General features: G+C 62.7%; 11 protein-coding genes. All 11 read left to right on the top strand.

What is annotated here, in order from left to right; translation table 11 throughout:
* The first annotated feature begins 1 nt into the window (after position 1).
* The 11 genes from KF791_14435 to KF791_14385 all read left to right on the top strand — a co-directional run bounded on the left by KF791_14435 (position 2) and on the right by KF791_14385 (position 17,319).
* Positions 2 to 1,267: an HlyD family efflux transporter periplasmic adaptor subunit gene (locus KF791_14435; GenBank protein ID MBX3733779.1), complete on the top strand. Its 1,266-nt coding sequence runs from the start codon at positions 2 to 4 to the stop codon at positions 1,265 to 1,267.
* 11 nt (positions 1,268 to 1,278) lie between these two features.
* Positions 1,279 to 2,001 (top strand): ABC transporter ATP-binding protein, encoded by a 723-nt coding sequence (locus tag KF791_14430; GenBank protein ID MBX3733778.1) that lies wholly within the window; start codon positions 1,279 to 1,281, stop codon positions 1,999 to 2,001.
* Positions 2,002 to 2,091: 90 nt separating this feature from the next.
* The gene (locus tag KF791_14425; GenBank protein MBX3733777.1) at positions 2,092 to 4,491 is read left to right on the top strand and encodes an ABC transporter permease; all 2,400 of its coding nucleotides are present in this window, start codon (positions 2,092 to 2,094) and stop codon (positions 4,489 to 4,491) included.
* A 76-nt stretch (positions 4,492 to 4,567) separates the two neighbouring features.
* On the top strand, positions 4,568 to 5,230 hold the full coding sequence (locus KF791_14420; GenBank protein ID MBX3733776.1) for an ABC transporter ATP-binding protein: 663 nt from the start codon (positions 4,568 to 4,570) through the stop codon (positions 5,228 to 5,230).
* 23 nt (positions 5,231 to 5,253) lie between these two features.
* Positions 5,254 to 5,631, top strand: a complete 378-nt coding sequence (locus tag KF791_14415; protein ID MBX3733775.1) for a four helix bundle protein — start codon at positions 5,254 to 5,256, stop codon at positions 5,629 to 5,631.
* A gap of 26 nt (positions 5,632 to 5,657) precedes the next feature.
* A complete protein-coding gene (locus tag KF791_14410) occupies positions 5,658 to 8,105 on the top strand; it encodes an ABC transporter permease (GenBank protein MBX3733774.1) in 2,448 nt (815 codons plus the stop codon).
* A 59-nt stretch (positions 8,106 to 8,164) separates the two neighbouring features.
* Positions 8,165 to 8,542 (top strand): four helix bundle protein, encoded by a 378-nt coding sequence (locus KF791_14405; GenBank protein ID MBX3733773.1) that lies wholly within the window; start codon positions 8,165 to 8,167, stop codon positions 8,540 to 8,542.
* A 26-nt stretch (positions 8,543 to 8,568) separates the two neighbouring features.
* A complete protein-coding gene (locus KF791_14400; protein MBX3733772.1) occupies positions 8,569 to 11,010 on the top strand; it encodes an ABC transporter permease in 2,442 nt (813 codons plus the stop codon).
* Positions 11,011 to 11,354: 344 nt separating this feature from the next.
* The gene (locus KF791_14395; GenBank protein MBX3733771.1) at positions 11,355 to 12,161 is read left to right on the top strand and encodes a methyltransferase domain-containing protein; all 807 of its coding nucleotides are present in this window, start codon (positions 11,355 to 11,357) and stop codon (positions 12,159 to 12,161) included.
* 218 nt (positions 12,162 to 12,379) lie between these two features.
* Positions 12,380 to 14,809, top strand: a complete 2,430-nt coding sequence (locus KF791_14390; protein MBX3733770.1) for an ABC transporter permease — start codon at positions 12,380 to 12,382, stop codon at positions 14,807 to 14,809.
* A 110-nt stretch (positions 14,810 to 14,919) separates the two neighbouring features.
* On the top strand, positions 14,920 to 17,319 hold the full coding sequence (locus tag KF791_14385) for an ABC transporter permease (protein MBX3733769.1): 2,400 nt from the start codon (positions 14,920 to 14,922) through the stop codon (positions 17,317 to 17,319).
* Positions 17,320 to 17,371: the final 52 nt, after the last annotated feature.

Below are 17,371 nucleotides of genomic sequence, written 5' to 3'. Positions count from 1 at the left end.
CATGGACATCGCCCGCCCGGACCTGAAACGCGCCCGCAACCGGCGCCGATGGCTCCTCGGCCTTGGGGGCCTCGTGGTGCTGGCGTTGATCACCCGTGGTCTGGCAAAGCTGGAGCCGGCCGCGCCGCGCGTGGATCGCGCCCAAGTGTGGACCGATACGGTAAAGCGCGGGGAGATGCTTCGGCAGGTGCGTGGCAACGGCACGCTCGTACCGGAGCAGATTCAGTACGTGCAGGCCGACACCGACGGCCGCATCGAGCGCATCCACGTGCTGGCCGGTGCGGTGGTGCAAGCGGACACGCTGATTCTCGAACTCAGCAATCCCGAACTGGAACAGCAGGCGTTCGATCTGGAATGGCAGCTCAAGGCGGCCGAGGCCCAGCGCCGCCAATTGAAAGTGCAATTGGAGAGCGAGCGGCTCACCCAGGAGTCCACCATTGCCTCCCTGCGCGCGGATCACACCCAGGCGTCGCTTGATGCCGAGGCGGATTCCATTCTGGCGAAGGACGGCTTGGTGCCGGACCTGACCATGAAACGCTCCCGCGCCAAGGCGGAAGATCTCCAGCAACGACTCGCGGTCGAATTGAAGCGACTCCTGATCAAGGGCGACTCCGACCAGGCCCAACTGGCCGTCCAGGAGGCCGAGGTCGAAAAGCTGCGTGCGTCGGTGGCGTTGCGTCGCAAACAGGTTGCCGCCCTCAAGGTGCGCGCGGGCGTCGAGGGCGTCCTGCAGTCCGTCGGTGATGGCCGCGAAACGCTGCAGGTCGGACAGCGAATGGGCCCGGGCACGACGCTGGCGAAGATTGTGCAGCCGACCCGGCTCAAGGCCGAGGTGAAGATCCCCGAGACCCAGGCGCGTGACGTGCAGATCGGCCAGCGGGCGGCGATTGACACGCGCAATGGAGTGATAGATGGCGTTGTCACCCGGGTGGATCCGGCGGTGCAGAACGGGACCGTGACGGTGGACGTGAAGCTCGTTGGAGCCCTGCCTCGCGGCGCGCGGCCAGACCTGAGCGTGGACGGAACCATCGAACTGGAGCGGTTGGAGGATGTGCTCTATGTCGGCCGTCCCTTCAGCGCACAGCCCGATGCGACCATCGGTCTCTTCAGGGTCAACGCCAGCGGGGAAGCCGACCGCGTGAGTGTAAAGCTGGGCCGCAGCTCCGTCAGCACCATCGAGGTGTTGGAAGGGCTCGCGACCGGCGATGTGGTCGTCCTGTCCGACATGTCGCAATGGGATGCATTTTCACGAATCAAACTGAAGTGAACCTCTGACCAATGACCACCGACCCAAACCAACTCATCCGCCTCGACGGCATCCAAAAGGTCTTCTTCACCGACGAGATCGAGACCCACGCGCTGAGCGAGGTGCATCTGACCATTGATCGCGGCGAGTACGTGTCCATCGCCGGCCCGAGTGGTTGCGGCAAATCCACGTTGCTTTCGATCCTCGGCCTCCTGGATACGCCGACCGGGGGCACCTACGTGCTAAACGACAATGACGTGTCGAATCTCGACTTCGCGCAGCGCGCCCGCATCCGCAATCGTGAGATCGGCTTCATCTTTCAGAGCTTCAATTTGATCGGTGATCTCACCGTGTTCGAGAACGTCGAGCTGCCGCTCACGTATCGCGGGACGGGCGCGAGCGAACGGAAGTCCGCCGCCATGGGCGCATTGGAGAAGGTCGGAATGGCGCATCGCGTGAATCATTATCCGTCGCAACTCTCCGGCGGTCAGCAGCAGCGCGTGGCCGTGGCCCGCGCGCTCGCCGGCAAGCCGTCCATCCTCCTCGCCGACGAGCCGACCGGCAATCTGGACTCGAAGAACGGCGACGCGGTGATGGCACTGTTGCGGGATCTGCATCGCGAGGGCGCGACCATCTGCATGGTCACGCACGACACCCGCTTTGCCCGGCACGCCGACCGCCAGATTCATCTCTTCGATGGCCGGGTGGTCGAGGAAAACGTGAATGAACCGGCGGGCGCGCGGCAACGTGAATGAACTCAATAGGTTGAAGAGTTGCGCCGTAAAAGGGCGAAACACTGGCACCCCGCTTCAATCCATCACCCTTTAATTCTTACTGCCGTTTCCATGACCGATCTGAAATTTGCCTGCCGCCAGTTGCTGAAGAACCCCGGCTTCACTGCCGTGGCCGTGCTTACGTTAGCGCTCGGCATTGGAGCGAACACGGCCATCTTCAGCGTCGTCCACGGGGTGTTGCTGGCTCCGCTGCCATTCCCCGAGCCGGAGCGGCTCGTCCGCATCCATGAAACCGTGCCGGCCCGAGGCACTGACCGCATTCCTGTCTCTCCGCCCACCTTTCTCGACTGGAGGAACCAGAGTTCGACCTTCGAGTCACTCTCGGCAATGGCCTACATGGGCTACAACCTCACCGGTCAAGGCGAGGCCCGCCGTATCAATGCCGCCAGGGTATCCGCCAACTTCTTCCAGATGCTTGGTGTCAATCCGTTCGAGGGACGGGCATTCGCGCCGGACGAGGAAACCGTGGGCAGACACAGGGTGGCGGTTGTGAGCCGGACCATGTGGCAGGGCACATTCGGAGGTGATCCAGCCATCATTGGCCGAACCATCCAGCTCGACGGCGAAGGCTATGAGGTCGTGGGGGTCGTTCTGGACGGAATCGAGCTTCCGTCATCGAAGACCGAGCTGTGGACGCCCACCGCTTTCGGCGCGGGCGAACTCGCCGACCGTGGATCGCGCAGCCTACAGGTGCTCGGGCGGCTGAAGCAGGGCGTATCACACCAGGTGGCCACCACTGAGATGCAGGGCATTTCGGACCGCCTCGCCGAGGCGCACGAGGAGTCGAAGAATGTTTCGAGCAGCCTGATTGGTCTTCACGAAGAGACCGTTGGCAAGACTCGGCGGTCCCTCCTGGTCCTGCTTGGTGCTGTGGCGTGCGTGCTTCTAATCGCCTGCGCGAACGTCGCCAATCTTCTCCTGACCCGTGCGGCTGCGCGCAGCCGCGAGTTTGCATTGCGGACCTCGCTGGGAGCCGGACGCACCCGGATTCTTCGACAACTGGTGACGGAGGGATTGCTGCTGAGCCTGATCGCCGGCGGGCTGGGAATCCTGCTGGGGCATTGGGGTGTCACGGCCATTGTGGTGTTCGCGCCACCGGATCTTCCCCGCGTGGCCGGGGTCTCAACGAATTTCACCGTATTGGTGGTCTCGCTGGTGATCGCCGTCGGAACGGGCTTGGTCTTTGGCATGACCCCGGCGATCCTTGCCTGGAAGACAGATTTGCACGAAGTGCTGAAGGATCATGGACGTGGCCTGACCGGGGGATTCCGCCGGAATCGGATCCGCAGCGCCCTTGTGGTCGGCGAGATCGCCCTTTCGCTGGTCCTGCTTGCAGGGGCTGGCCTGCTGCTTCGCAGCTTCGCACGGTTGCACGATGTTGATCCAGGTTTCCAACCATCGAACCTGCTCACGGCCAACCTGGCTCTGCCGGAAAGGAAGTATCCCAACGCGACCATTCAGGCCGCGACCTTCGAGCGGATTGTGGCGGAAGCGTCGGCCCTGCCCGGAGTCAGATCAGCCTCAGCCGTCTTCGGTCTGCCCTATGGCGGCATCATTGCGAAGACGTTGCTGTCCGTCGAAGGGAGGCCGCCGCCGAAGGCGGACGAACCGAACATCGCCTCGTATCGGCAGGTGACACCGGGTTATCTCAAGACCATCGGCGCCACCCTGCTGCGCGGACGGGATTTCGATTCACGTGACACGGCGAACGCGCCCCGGGCCGTCTTGGTGAACGAGTCCTTCATCCGTGCGTTCTTTCCGGGATCGAAGTACGAGGAGGTTGTCGGAAGACGCATCCACACCGCGGATGATCTCAGGGAGATCATTGGGATCGTACGCGACTTCCGGGACTCGAACCTGGCTGAACCTGCCGAGCCTCAGATATTTTTTCCGGTCAACCAGAGCTGCTGGGGATTCATGTCGCTGGTCGTCCGGACCGATGGTGACCCCGGTGTTCTGACCGAATCTCTACGACAGGCAATTGGCCGGATCGACCCGGAACTGCCGCTCGAGAACATCCGCCCCATGGTGACGCTGCTCGACGGCACTCTGGCCGAACGTCGCCTCCAAACCGGTTTGCTGGCAGCGTTTGCCGTCCTGGCTCTCGTTCTATCCGCTGTCGGCATCTATGGAGTGATGGCCTGTTCCGTTTCGCAAAGGACCCAGGAGATCGGCACCCGCATGGCCTTGGGTGCACAACTGGGGGATGTGATCCGGATGGTGCTTCGGCAAGGGGCCGTCCTGACCGGCCTCGGCGTTGCGGCCGGATTGGTGGGCGGACTCGCCCTAGCCCGCCTGCTTGCCGGACTGCTCTACGAAATCCAGCCCCACGATCCGCCGACGTTCGGATTCGTCTCAGTCCTCCTTGTCGCCGTCTCGCTGCTGGCCTGCTGGATTCCCGCGCGCCGTGCTTCACGAGTCGATCCGATGGTGGCGCTGCGAAATGAATAGACCGAATGCGAAAAGCGAAAAGTATCGCCACGGACTGCGAGCAACGAACCACTGACCAAGAACCACCGACCAACCGATGATCCAACTCCGCAATCTAGAGAAACGCTACCAGACCAAGGCCGGCTTCACCTACGTGCTCCGCCAGATCAACCTCAACGTGAACGAAGGCGACTTCATCACGTTCATGGGACCGAGCGGCGCGGGGAAGTCCACCCTGCTCAGCATCATCGGGATGTTCGATGGCGCGTACGAGGGCGAATACCAGTTCCAGGAGCAGGCCGTCCAGCAGCTCAAGCCCAAGGACCGCGCCGCGCTCAACAAGCAGCACATCGGCTTTGTCTTCCAGCAGTTCCATCTGCTCGACGACCTGACCGTCGCCGAGAACCTCGACCTGCCGCTCTCCTATCGCGACCTGAAACGGGCCGAGCGCGAATCGCTCGTCGCTGACACGCTGGATCGCTTTGGCATCGTCGCGAAGAGGGACTTGTTTCCCTCGCAGCTCAGCGGCGGCCAGCAGCAGCTTGTCGCCATCGCCCGCGCCATCATCGCGAAACCGTCGCTCATCCTTGCCGACGAGCCAACGGGCAACCTGCACACCGATCAGGGTCGCGAGATCATGGACCTGTTCAAGAAGCTCAACGGCGAGGGCACCACGATTATCCAGGTCACGCACAACCCCGACTGGGCGGGGTACAGTCATCGCATCGTCACGTTGAAGGATGGGTGGATGGAGAAATAGTTATGAGTTGGGAGTTATGAGTTATGAGTGCTGAACAAAAGGTGACACAAGGCTATCGAGAGTTGATCAGTTGGCAAAAGGCCATGCTCTTGACCAAACTGGTGTACCAGCTTACTGCCAAATTTCCTGCCGAAGAGAAGTTTGGTCTGATTGCGCAGATGCGGCGGGCTGCAGTTTCCATTCCCTCGAATTTGGCCGAGGGCCAGGCGCGGCGAACAGCGGGGGAGTTCGTTCAATTCATTTCCCACGCCGAAGGTTCCACCGCTGAATTGGACACCCAGGTGACGCTGAGCATCGAACTCGGCTTCTGCTCCATCAGTGAGGCCGGCGAAGTACACGGCTTGATTCAGGAGCTGCGGAAGATGCTCAACGCCCTCCGCAGATCCGTCTCCCACTCATAACTCATAACTCAGAACTCATAACTCTATTGATTTCCGACCTCAAATTCGCCTTCCGGCAGTTGCTGAAGAACCCCGGTTTCACCGCCGTGGCCGTGCTCACCCTTGCGCTCGGCATTGCGGGGAGCGCCACGATCTTCAGCTTTGTGAACGCACTTCTGTTCCGACCGCCGCCCGTGGCCGAGCCCGGAGCGCTCTGGCAGGTCTGGCGCCATAGGCCGGACGCTACGTTGCCGATCAAACAGCACGCCGTTTGGAGCTATCCGTTCCTCGCGCACCTCCGCGCCCACGGCCGATCCATCCCCGCCCTCGCCGGAATCACGGTCGAGCCGGTCAAACTGAGCTGGAATCGGGATGGTTTCGGGGAATCGGCCCAGGGTGTGTTCGTCACCGGAAACTTCTTCGAGGTGGCCGGAGTGGCTCCAAGGATGGGCCGGTTCTTCGAGTTCGATGAAGACCAGCGCCCCGGCACGCATCCGGTCGTGGTTGTCAGCCATCAATTCTGGAGACACGCGCTCGCGTCCGACGTTCAGGCGATCGGTCGTACGATCGTCCTGAACGGCGTCGCGTTGACCGTGATCGGCGTGGCACCGGAGGCGTTCATCGGCGTCTTCGCCGGGGTGGTGCCGGACCTGTGGTTGCCGGTCATGATGCGTCCGGCGGTGATGCGTGAGGCGGACTGCCTCACCAGCACCGGATCTCACTGGTTGGTCGGCTTCACGCGACTCAAACCGGAGACGACCCCGGCCCGGGCGCAGGCGGAGCTGTCGGCGCTCACCCGGGGCTTCGAGCAGTCCATCGGCGGCAACCGCTTGCAGGACGGGGCCACGTTGCTTCCCTCGCTGCTGGTGCCCATTCCGCTGCGTGGCTACGTGCAGGGATTCTCCGCTCTCCTGATGGGGGCAGTCGCGCTCGTGCTGCTCATCGCCTGCGCGAATGCCGCCAACCTACAGCTCGCCCGCGCCGCCAGCCGCGGGGGGGAACTGGCCGTGCGGTCCGCGCTGGGAGCGGGGCGCGCGCGGATCGCGCGGCAATTGCTGACGGAAAGTGTGCTCCTGGCGGGATTGGGCGGCGCGCTCGGGTTGTTGCTCTCCGTTTGGACGACCGATCTGTTGCTGCGGTTGCTGCCGTCCAATCTGCCCTTGCGCTTCGAGATCGCGATCGATGGCCGGGTGCTGGCCTTCACCGTGGCGGTGACCGTCTTTACGGGCCTCGCTTTTGGCATGGCTCCGGCGCTGCAGGGCGGCCGGTTGGATCTCGCGGCCGCCTTGAAGAACCAGAGACAGGGACTGGCGGCGCGACGGTCCCGCTTCGCCCAATCCCTGATTGTCGGTCAAATGGCGCTCTGCCTCGTGCTGCTCGTCGCCGCGACGCTCTGCCTGCGCAGCTTGAACGAGGCGCGTTCCTTTGATCCCGGCTTTGTGGTGAAGGACCGACTCGCCGTCGGTCTGAGCCTGGGCGACCAGGGGTATTCCCCGGCGCAGACGCGCGAATTCCAGGACAGGCTTTTGGCCCGCGTGGAGAGGTTGCCCGGCGTGAACGGCGCCGCCTGGACGCGGTATCTCCCGCTGGGCCCCGAGCGGAACAACGGACGCCTCCAGATCGAGGGTCGAACGTCGCCCGAGGGGGAGGCGGGCTTCTTTTTCGAACAGTTCGGCGTCGGGCCGGGCTATTTCGCGACGGTCGGCACCCGCGTGCTGAAAGGGCGCGAATTCACTTCGGCCGACCGCACCGGGACGCGCCGTGTGGCGGTCATCAACGAAGCTGCCGCCCGCCGCTTCTGGCCGGGCGAAAATCCCATCGGGCAACGTCTCTTCAACGGGGCTCCCACGCCGGAAAACACCCTGGAAATCGTGGGCGTGGTGGCGACCGGCAGCTATCGCACGCTGGGCGAAGAACCGCTCCCGGCGATCTTCGACTGCTTCCGGTCGCATCCATCGGCCATGCTCGTCGCCCATGTGACCGGCGCATCGGGCCCCGCTTTCGCCGCGATCCGCAATCTGGTTCGGGAGATGGACTCCCGGCTCGTGCTGACCGATGCGACGACCTTGGAAGAACATCTTTCCCTCGTACTGTTCCCCGCCCGCGCCTCCGGACTGCTGCTGGGCGTGCTGGGACTCGTCGCGTTGATCCTCGCCGTGTCGGGCCTCTTCGGTGTCATCGCCTATTCGGTCTCGCAGCGCACGCGGGAGGTTGGCATCCGCATGGCGCTGGGGGCGCGGCGGGGCGAGGTGCGGCGGCTCGTGCTGCGGCAGGGCATGAAGCTGGCCGCCATCGGGATCGGCGTCGGCCTGCTCGGCGCCTTGGCCACCACGCAACTGCTGCGCAGGCTGCTCTTCGGCATCAGCCCGACCGATCCGGTCACGTTCCTCGCCATCCCGCTGCTCCTGCTGGCGGTTGCGTGGCTGGCCTGCTGGCTGCCCGCACGCCGCGCGGCGCGGGTGGACCCGATGGTGGCGCTGCGGAGTGATGGATGAGCCATGAGCCATGAGCCATAAGGTATAAGTTATGAGTTAGGAGTTACGAGTTAGGAGTTATGAGCACTGAACAGAATGCACCGCAGAGTTGTCGCGAGTTGATTGCGTGGCAGAAGGGAATGCTGCTGGCCAGGCTCATTCATCGGTTGACGACCAAGTTTTCCGGCGAAGAGAAGTTTGGCTTGGTTTCCCGGATGCGGCGGGCTGCAGTTTCCATTCCCTCGAATTTGACCGACGGCCAGGCGCGGCGAACAGCGGGGGAGTTCGTTCAATTCATTTCCCACGCCGAAGGTTCCACCGGTGAATTGGACACCCAGGTGACGCTGAGCATCGAACTCGGGTTCTGCTCCATCAGTGAGGCCGGCGAAGTACTCGGCTTGATTCAGGAGCTGCGGAAGATGCTCAACGCTCTCCGCAGATCCGTCTCCCACTCATAACTAATAACTCATAACTCATAACTCTTTTGATTTCCGACCTCAAATTCGCCATCCGCCAACTGCTGAAGAACCCCGGCTTCAGCGCCGTGGCGGTGCTCACCCTGGCGCTTGGGGTTGGAGCTGTCACCGCCATCTTCAGCGTGGTCAACGCCGTGCTGCTTCGTTCGCTGCCCTACGCGGAGCCCGACCGCTTGGTGCGCATCTATTCCGAGTTTCCCGGCTTTCCGAACGGGGGCCTGCGACGGTTTGCGTTCTCTGGGCCGGAGTTCCTCGACCTGCGGCGCGAGACCACGTCGTGGAAGTCGCTGGACGCCTGGGTCACCCTGGGCGTGAACGTGGGCGGTGACACCCATCCCACGCGGGCCACGGCGTCGGCCATTTCGGGTGATCTGCTGGGTTCCCTGGGCGCGGTTCCGTTGTTGGGCCGGGTGCTGACGCCCGAGGACGATGTTCCTGGAGGACCGCAGGTCGTGGTGATCTCATACGGGTTGTGGCAGCGGGCGTTCGCCGGTGACCCGGGCATTCTGGGCCGCGATTTCTTGCTCAACGGCGGCCAGTTCAGTGTCGTCGGCGTGATGCCGGAATCGTTCCAGTTTCCTCCCGGCGAGATGAGTCCTACGGAGCTGTGGGTTCCCATCCAGGTGGACCCCGCCAACCCCGGCGGGCGGGCGGACCATGGTCTGAACCTGGTGGGTCGCCTGCGGGCCGGGGTGTCCCTGGAACAGGCTCAGGCGGAGATCGAGTCGTTGGAGAAGTTCTGGAGCCAAACAGGTTCGGGCCACGTTTTGGACGGAACGAACCACACGATCGTGAGCTACGGCCTCCATGATGAAGTCGTTCGCGGCGTTCGCCCCGCGCTGCGGATGCTTCTGGGAGCCGTCGCCTTTCTGCTCCTGATCGCCTGTGTGAATGTGGCCAATCTGCTGCTGGCGCGGGCCGAGTCCCGGCAGCGCGAGATCGCCGTGCGGTGTGCGGTGGGTGCTGGACTGAGGCGGCTTGGAACGCAATTCGTGGTGGAAGGTCTTCTCTTGGCGTCCATGGGGGTGGCCGTCGGACTGGTTATGGCCTTCGGGGGTCTGAAACTCCTCAAGTCTGCCAGCCTGGCCACCCTGCCGCGCGCGGGGGAGATTGCCATTGATGCCCCGGTGGTGCTGTTCGCGGTGACGCTGTCGCTCGTAACGGGCCTGGTTTTTGGTCTGGCACCGCTGGTTCATGTCGTCCGCCGCAACCTGCACCACGCATTGAAGTCCGCCGCCTCGTCAACGACCGGAGTGGTCCGGGCCCAGCGCTTCCGCCAGGGTTTGGTCGTGGGGCAATTGGCGCTTTCGCTGACCCTCCTCATTGGGGCGGGCCTGATGCTTCGTGGCTTCTGGAACCTGCAGGAGGTCAACGCCGGTTTTGATTCCAAGGGGGTCCTCACCATGTCTGTCGCCCTGCCGGGTGCCACCTACCGGGGACAAGAAGTTCACGAGTTCTGGACGCGACTCAAAGGCAGACTCGATGCGCTTCCGGGATTCGAGGGGGTCGCCTTGGTCTCCGGACTGCCGCCCCACTATTCCAGCACCCACAGTGACACCACCATTGAGGGCTACGTTCCAACCCCGGACGGTCCGCTGCAAAATGTGGAGTTCTACCAGAGCGTCAGCCCGGGCTACTTCGAGACCCTTCGGATCCGGCTTATCGAAGGCCGGTTCTTTGACGAACGCGACAGCCCGGACTCCCCGGAGGTGGTGATCGTCAATCAGACGATGGCGCGGACGTTTTGGGGAAGCGCCAGCGCATTGGGACGCCGCGTTCGCCCCAGCGGGACCACCAACTGGTGCACCATCGTCGGGGTGGTCTCCGATTCCAAGAATGGCGGACTGGAAAACCCGACGGGCACGGAACTTTATCTGCCGTTCACGCAGAATGCGGGACGGGGCCGATCGCAGCGCATGTTCATTGTGGTGCGCGGGGCTGGCGAACCATCGGGCCTTGTTGGCGTGGTCCGGCGCGAGTTGAGGACATTGGACCCCGCACTCCCAGTGGCGGAGATCCGCACCTTGGGTGAGTTGATGACGGCCGCCCAATCGCGCCCGCGGTTTCTCACGGTGTTGCTCACGCTGTTTGCGGGCGTCGCGCTGATCCTGGCCACCGTGGGAATTTACGGAGTCATCGCCTACTCGGTCGCGTTGCGGATGAAGGAGATCGGTCTCCGGATGGCACTGGGTGCGCAGCACCGTGATGTCCTCGGCATTGTGTTGGGACGCGGGATGCTGCTCACCGTGTGCGGCATCGCCCTGGGGCTGGTGGGAGCGTGGGTGCTGACCCGGTTCCTGGGCTCTCTGCTGTTTGGGATCACGGCCTCAGATCCGGCCACGTTTGTCGTCGTCTCAATCATCTTCAGTGCCGTCGCCTTGATCGCCACCTACATCCCCGCCCGCCGTGCGACAAGGATTCAGGCGATGGAGGCGCTACGGAGCGAGTGATGATAGAGTGGTGAGCTTTGAGTTATGAGTTATGAATATCATCCAAGAACAACGCAAAATTGCTAACGCGCTGCGGCGCTCCGTTTCTGGCTCATAACTTGTAACTCTGAACCTATAACTTTCCTATGACCGGCCTCAAATTCGCCGTCCGCCAGTTGCTGAAGACAGCCGGCTTCGGCGCCGTGGCCGCCTTGGGATCCGATATAACCGCCATGATTCTCTTGTCGACAAGGATGCATTTATCCTGCTGTCATCGTGTAGTGCGGACCATGTATGCGGCAGCAATTCCCGCTTAGTGAGCCCCCGCAAGTCAGGGCTTAGCAAGCTATAAACGACGAAAAGGTATGACTGCAACTCAAAGGTTAAATCCAGCGGGAGATGTAAACTATGGTAAGCATGGGCAACATTACTCGCTTCAAAGACGAACAGACCCGCGAATTGCGGACTGGATACACCGCGCACTGGGAGACGCGCGCACAGTGCTTAACGTCGGGGCAGGTGCCGGCTCAATTGAGCCAAAAGACCGCTATGTCGTTGCAGTTGAACCGTCGGAGGCCATGCGAAGCCAGCGCCCCAAGAGCCTGGTACCCGCGATTCATGGCATCGCAGAGCAATTGCCGTTGGATGACCAGTCGGTCGATGCGTCTATGGCGCTTGTTACCGTGCATCAGTGGAAGGATATTGACCAGGGACTGAAGGAACTGCGACGCGTCACGCGAGGACCAATTGTGGTGCTTACTTTCGACGGTGATGCGATGGATCGCTACTGGCTGGCCCACTACGCCCCTGAACTGATTGCGGTTGAGCGCAGGCGCTTTCCAACTTTGGAGAGAATCTCTAATGGCCTCGGCGGGGCGACGGAGATCCTGGGCGTTCCCGTGCCGATTGATTGTGTCGATGGATTCGCCGAGGCCTTTTACGCTCGGCCGGAATCCTTTCTTGATGCCACGGTGCGACGATCCCAGTCTGCTTGGAGTTTTATATCAGAAGAAGATCAACAACGCTTCGTGAGGAAGCTAAGTGATGACCTGAGATCCGGATTTTGGGACCACCAGTTTGGAGAATGGCGTACAATGCCAAATTTTGATGGTTCATTGCGCCTTCTGATCCGGAATCAAAGCACGCTCAATTCCTGTGCTCAACGAGTTTGAAATACGCAGAAGCTCTGCCGTGAGAACCTCAATCACAGCGAGCGCATGGGAAAAGATGTTGCGCACGCTGTTTGCCCGCGCTCTCACCCGGGGATGGCAATGTAATCGAGTGTCTCTTACGCGGCCGAGTATCCTACGTGTCTCTGGAAAGGTCTGATCCGTATGTGGGACCATGACAGCGCTTGGAAGCAATTTCGTAATCATCATGTAATAGCAAGATGAACGACCTGAAATCCGCCCTTCGCCAGTTGCTGAAGAACCCTGGCTTCACCGCCGTGGCCGTGCTCACGCTCGCGCTCGGCATCGGCGCAAACACCGCCATCTTCGGCATCGTCAATGCCGTGTTGCTGAAGCCACTCCCCTATGAGAACCCGCAGCAGTTGGTGACAATATCTGACAGCAACCCAAAGCGGGGCTTCACTCAGATCAATGCTTCGGCGGCCTCTTTCTTTGGCTGGCGCGACCGCACCACATCGTTTTCCAGTCTGGCGGCCGAGGTTTATGAATCCTTCAACGTGGCCACGGAAACAGTGCCCTTCCACGTTCGAGGAGCCTACGTCACGGCCAACTACTTTGAGGTGCTCGGGCCGAAGTTCGCCCTGGGTCGCGGCTTTGCGACGGGTGAGGATGAACTGGGCCGGCACCAGGTGGTGGTCATCACCCATGATCTCTGGCAAACGCAGTTCGGCGGCCGGAGGGACATCGTCGGGCACACGATTCGCTTAAGCGGCGAACAGACGGTTGTCGTAGGCGTGTTGGCCCCGGAGTTCCGGACCTTCAACCCGCGAAACATCGTTGGCCGACCAACGGCAGCCTTCGAGCCGAAGCTCTGGATGCCGTATCCGTTCACGCCGCAGGAGCGGGCTTCGGATGGCCGTTTCTTTATCGGCGTCGGGCGCTTGAAATCGGGCGTAACCGTGCAGTCCGCCCAGGCCGAGATGAATCGTCTCGCCGCAGTCGCAGCCGAAGAAAACCCGGACCGGGTCGATTGGGGAGTGGCCGTGCGTTCGCTGCATGAACAGGTCACCGCCGAGTCGGCACCCATGCTGGTGGTGATCCTGGGCTCCGTCGGGTCGGTGTTGCTGATTGCGTGTGTGAACCTGGCCAACTTGTCTCTGGCTCGTGGCCGGCGGCGCATCCGGGAGTTTGCAATCCGCGCGGCGCTTGGGGCGCACTGGCGGCAGCTTATCCGATTGCCGGTTCTGGAGTGTCTGCTGCTGGCGATGATCGGCGGTTCCTTGAGCCTGCTCATCGCCCGTTGGCTGTTGTCGGTCACACCGGCGTGGGTGCCGGACAGCCTGCCTCGAATCGACTCGCTCGCGCTGGATTGGCCGGTGTTTGGGTTCGCACTCCTCGTTACGGTTGTCACGGGATTCCTGACCGGTCTCTTGCCCGCGCTCCAGGTCGTGCGGAGTGATCCGCAGACGGCATTGGCCGCAACCAATCGTGGTCTTGCTGGCGGAAGAGTGTCCGGGTGGCGAGCCGGGTTGGCCATCGCGCAAGTCGCGGTCGCCGTGACGCTCCTGGCTGGCGCGGGATTGTTCCTCCGAAGTTTTCAACGGCTGGCGGCGGAACGGCCGGGCTTCGAACCGGAACAGGTGTTGGCTGCGGACTTCACTCTTCATTGGCAGGCGTACGGCGATGACTCGAAACGCCTGCGCTTCCTCGCCGACCTGATTGTGCGGATCAGCGCCCTGCCGGGAGTCGAGGCGGCAGCCACGGTGCATGGCGCGCCTTTCGGGAGCATGCTCGCCTCGACCAAACGCATCGCCTTGGAAGGCGAAAGCATGGACATGCAGAACTCCGCCCGCCTCGCCGGCTATCGGCAGGCCAGTCCGGGCTATTTCCAGTTGATGCGAATTCCGGTGTTGCGCGGACGCGAATTCGCTTCCACGGACGACGAAAGCTCGCGGCCCGTGGTGATCATCAATCAAACACTGGCGAAGGAACTCTTCGGCGGCGGCGATCCTCTCGGTCGTCGCATCACTGCAGGGGCGACGGGAACCAACCTCGCGGAAGTCGTCGGCGTGATTGCGGATGTGAAATCAACCGGGCTGGACGCGCCGGCGCGGCCGGAAGTCTATCTCTGCTGCCGCCAGTATGCCGTGTGGATTCATTCGCTCGTGGTGCGCACCCGTGACGAACCCGCCGCTCTGGCGGCGGCCATCAATCGGGAGTTCCTTGCGTTGGATCGCGAAGTGCCAGCCTACAATTTCCGACCGCTTGATGACGCAGTGAGCGGTTCAATTGCTTCCAAGCGTTTCGTCACGCTGCTCACGGCCACCTTCGGCGCCGTCGCGCTCGGTCTGGTCGTGCTCGGCATCGCGGGTGTCCTGACCAACGCCGTCGTCCAGCGCCGGCAGGAACTCGGTGTTCGGAAGGCATTGGGAGCCCAGGATGGTGACTTGGTTCGATTGATCCTCAAGGAAGGGATGAAGCTCGTTGCCTTGGGCTCTGTGATCGGCATTCTCGGCGCCCTGGCCTGGACGCGATTGATTGCCAGCCAGCTTCACCACACCAGTCCCTTTGATTTGGGAACTTGTCTCGGAGTGCTCGCCTTGCTGCTGGCGACGACGCTGTTTGCCTGCTGGCTCCCGGCCCGACAGGCGACGAAGGTCGAGCCGATGGAGGCGATGCGAACGGAATAAAATGAACGCGCAACTTCCATTGGATTCCGTGCCTCAGCCTTGGGTGTATGGCGTTGAATGTCGATTATTCGATGTTTTCATTCGCCAACACTGATTACTGCCTGCCCACCGTGAAAGATCTCAAATTCGCCTGCCGCCAGTTGCTGAAGAACCCCGGCTTCACCGCCGTGGCCGTGCTCACGCTTGCGCTCGGCATCGGAGCTACGACCGCCGTGTTCAGCATCGTGGACTCGGTGTTGCTGAAGCGGCTGCCTTACGACGAGCCAGGGCAGTTGGTGCAGGTGTGGGAGGCTCCCGGCCCCGGTCAGCGAAACTGGGTTTCCCCGGGCGCCTTTCTCGACTGGAAAGAGCACGGGAACTTCTTTGAAGACCTTTCGCTCCTGGACGGTCGCGAGTTGAACCTCACCGGCGAAGGAGAGCCGGAGCGCGTCAGCGGACTGGGAATGTCTGCCAGCGGCCTGAAGATCCTGCGGGCGCGACCGGTCCTGGGCCGGGGCTTCGCGCCGGATGAGGATCAGCCGGGCAAGGACCAGGTGGTCGTGCTGGGCCACGGATTCTGGCAGCGCAGATTTGGCGGTGACGTATCCGTCGTGGGGCGCACGATCCAGCTCAATGACCAAAGCCATACGGTGATAGGTGTCCTTGCCCCAACGGCCCTGCCGTGGGGGCCGTCCGATTTCGTCGTCCCTATTGCGGTCGGCCCAAGCGCCGTAAATGAACGCGGTTCCCACTGGCTCCAGGCCTTCGGCCGCTTGAAACCCGGCGAGACCGTGGAACGGGCCGAAACTGAACTATCGGCGGTGGCCGCACAGCTCCGTCCCCTGTATCCGGCGTGGAAGCAGGGCTGGGGCGCGACCCTCGTGCCGCTGCATGAGCAGATCACGGGCGACACCAAGCCGACGCTGCTCGTGTTGTTCGGCGCCGTGGGTTGCGTGCTGCTGATTGCCTGCAGCAACGTCGCGAACCTGTTGCTGGCCAAATCGTCGGGGCGTCAGAAGGAAATGGCGGTGCGGGCCGCGCTGGGTGCCGGGCGCTGGCGGATTGTCCGGCAGTTGTTGACGGAGAGCGTGCTGCTGTCGCTGGCAGGCGCGTCGCTCGGACTGCTGCTCGCGCTCTGGGGCGTCGAAATGGTCAAGCACCTGAATGCCGTGAACCTGCCCCGCGCGGGGGAACTCGGCCTCGACCTGCGCATGCTGGGATTCGCCATGCTGGTCTCGCTCCTCGCTGCGGTGGTGTTTGGACTGGTGCCGGCCCTTCAGACCTCGCGGATCAATCTCAACGACATGCTCAAGGATGGCGCGCGCACTTCCAGCACCGGTCCACGGAACCGTGTCCGCAGCGGATTGATCATTGCCGAGGTGGCGCTTTCGCTCGTTTTGCTGGTCGGCGCCGGTTTGTTGCTTAACAGCTTCGTCCGCCTCGCCCACGTTCCGCCGGGCATCAATCCCCAGAACGTCCTGACCATGCAGGTGAGCCTGCCGGAGAAAAAGTATCCGGACGCCGCGCGACGGACGGATTTCTTCGAGCGGGCGCTTGAACGGATCGGCGCTCTCCCAGGCGTCGAAGCGGCCGGGGTGGTCGGAAAGCGGCCGGTGAGAGGTGGGTCCATGGACACGACGTTCACGATCGCCGGCCGGTCGGATGCGCCGCCGACCGGCCACGGCGTGGACTTTGATTTTTGCACGCCATACTACTTCCAGGCAGCGGGAATTCCGCTGCGCAAGGGCCGGCCCTTTGCATGGAGCGACAAGGTCGGTTCGCCACGGGTGGTCATCATCAACGAAGCCCTGGCCCGTCAGCATTTCCCGAATCAGGACCCGTTGGGGCAGCGCATCCATCTCGACGTGGCCACGGGCAACCTCGACGAAGGCTGGGAGATTGTCGGCGTCGTCGGGGATGTCCGGCAGCATGGGCTCGGGAAGGAGGTCCGCTCCTGCGTGTATCGACCGCAGGCCTACAGCTTCATGGGGAGTGGAAATCTGCTGGTTCGCACCGCTATCGCCCCGCTCGCCCTGGCGGAGACGGTGCGGAAGGCGGTGCTCGAAATCGATCCCGACCAACCGGTGGCAAACATCCAGACCATGGAGAACGCGATCGCCGGTTCGCTGTCGCAACAACGTTTCGTGCTGGTGCTGCTGGCTGGATTCGCCGGCGCCGCGCTGCTGCTGGCCGCCATCGGCCTCTACGGAATCATCGCTTATGCCGTCACGCAACGCACCCGTGAGATCGGCATCCGCATGGCGCTGGGGGCGAGCCGTCGCGACGTGCTCGGGCTCGTCGTGAGCCACGGCATGAAGCTCGCCGCGGTCGGCCTCGTGCTCGGCCTGGCTGGGGCGTTCGGGCTGACGCGCGTGCTGGTCAGGATGCTTTACGAGGTCAAACCGACCGATCCGGCGACCTTTGCCGGCGTGTCCCTGGTCCTTCTGGGCGTGGCGTTATTTGCCTGCTGGCTGCCTGCGCGGCGCGCGGCGCGGGTGGACCCGATGGTGGCGCTGCGGAGTGATGGATGAGCCATGAGCCATGAGTTGTGAGTTATGAGTTATGAGTTATGAGTCTTCAGTC

This window comes from Verrucomicrobiia bacterium (genome assembly GCA_019634635.1).
GTDB lineage: Bacteria > Verrucomicrobiota > Verrucomicrobiia > Limisphaerales > UBA9464 > UBA9464.
Note: the sequence above shows the minus strand (reverse complement) of the source record. Positions and strands in the feature narration are given on the sequence as shown.

Bases quoted from the DNA above. Each gene is read 5' to 3' on its own strand.
- KF791_14435 (MBX3733779.1), top strand. From the start codon at position 2: ATGGACATCGCCCGCCCGGACCTGAAACGCGCCCGCAACCGGCGCCGA.
- KF791_14430 (MBX3733778.1), top strand. From the start codon at position 1,279: ATGACCACCGACCCAAACCAACTCATCCGCCTCGACGGCATCCAAAAG.
- KF791_14425 (MBX3733777.1), top strand. From the start codon at position 2,092: ATGACCGATCTGAAATTTGCCTGCCGCCAGTTGCTGAAGAACCCCGGC.
- KF791_14420 (MBX3733776.1), top strand. From the start codon at position 4,568: ATGATCCAACTCCGCAATCTAGAGAAACGCTACCAGACCAAGGCCGGC.
- KF791_14415 (MBX3733775.1), top strand. From the start codon at position 5,254: ATGAGTGCTGAACAAAAGGTGACACAAGGCTATCGAGAGTTGATCAGT.
- KF791_14405 (MBX3733773.1), top strand. From the start codon at position 8,165: ATGAGCACTGAACAGAATGCACCGCAGAGTTGTCGCGAGTTGATTGCG.
- KF791_14395 (MBX3733771.1), top strand. From the start codon at position 11,355: ATGACTGCAACTCAAAGGTTAAATCCAGCGGGAGATGTAAACTATGGT.
- KF791_14390 (MBX3733770.1), top strand. From the start codon at position 12,380: ATGAACGACCTGAAATCCGCCCTTCGCCAGTTGCTGAAGAACCCTGGC.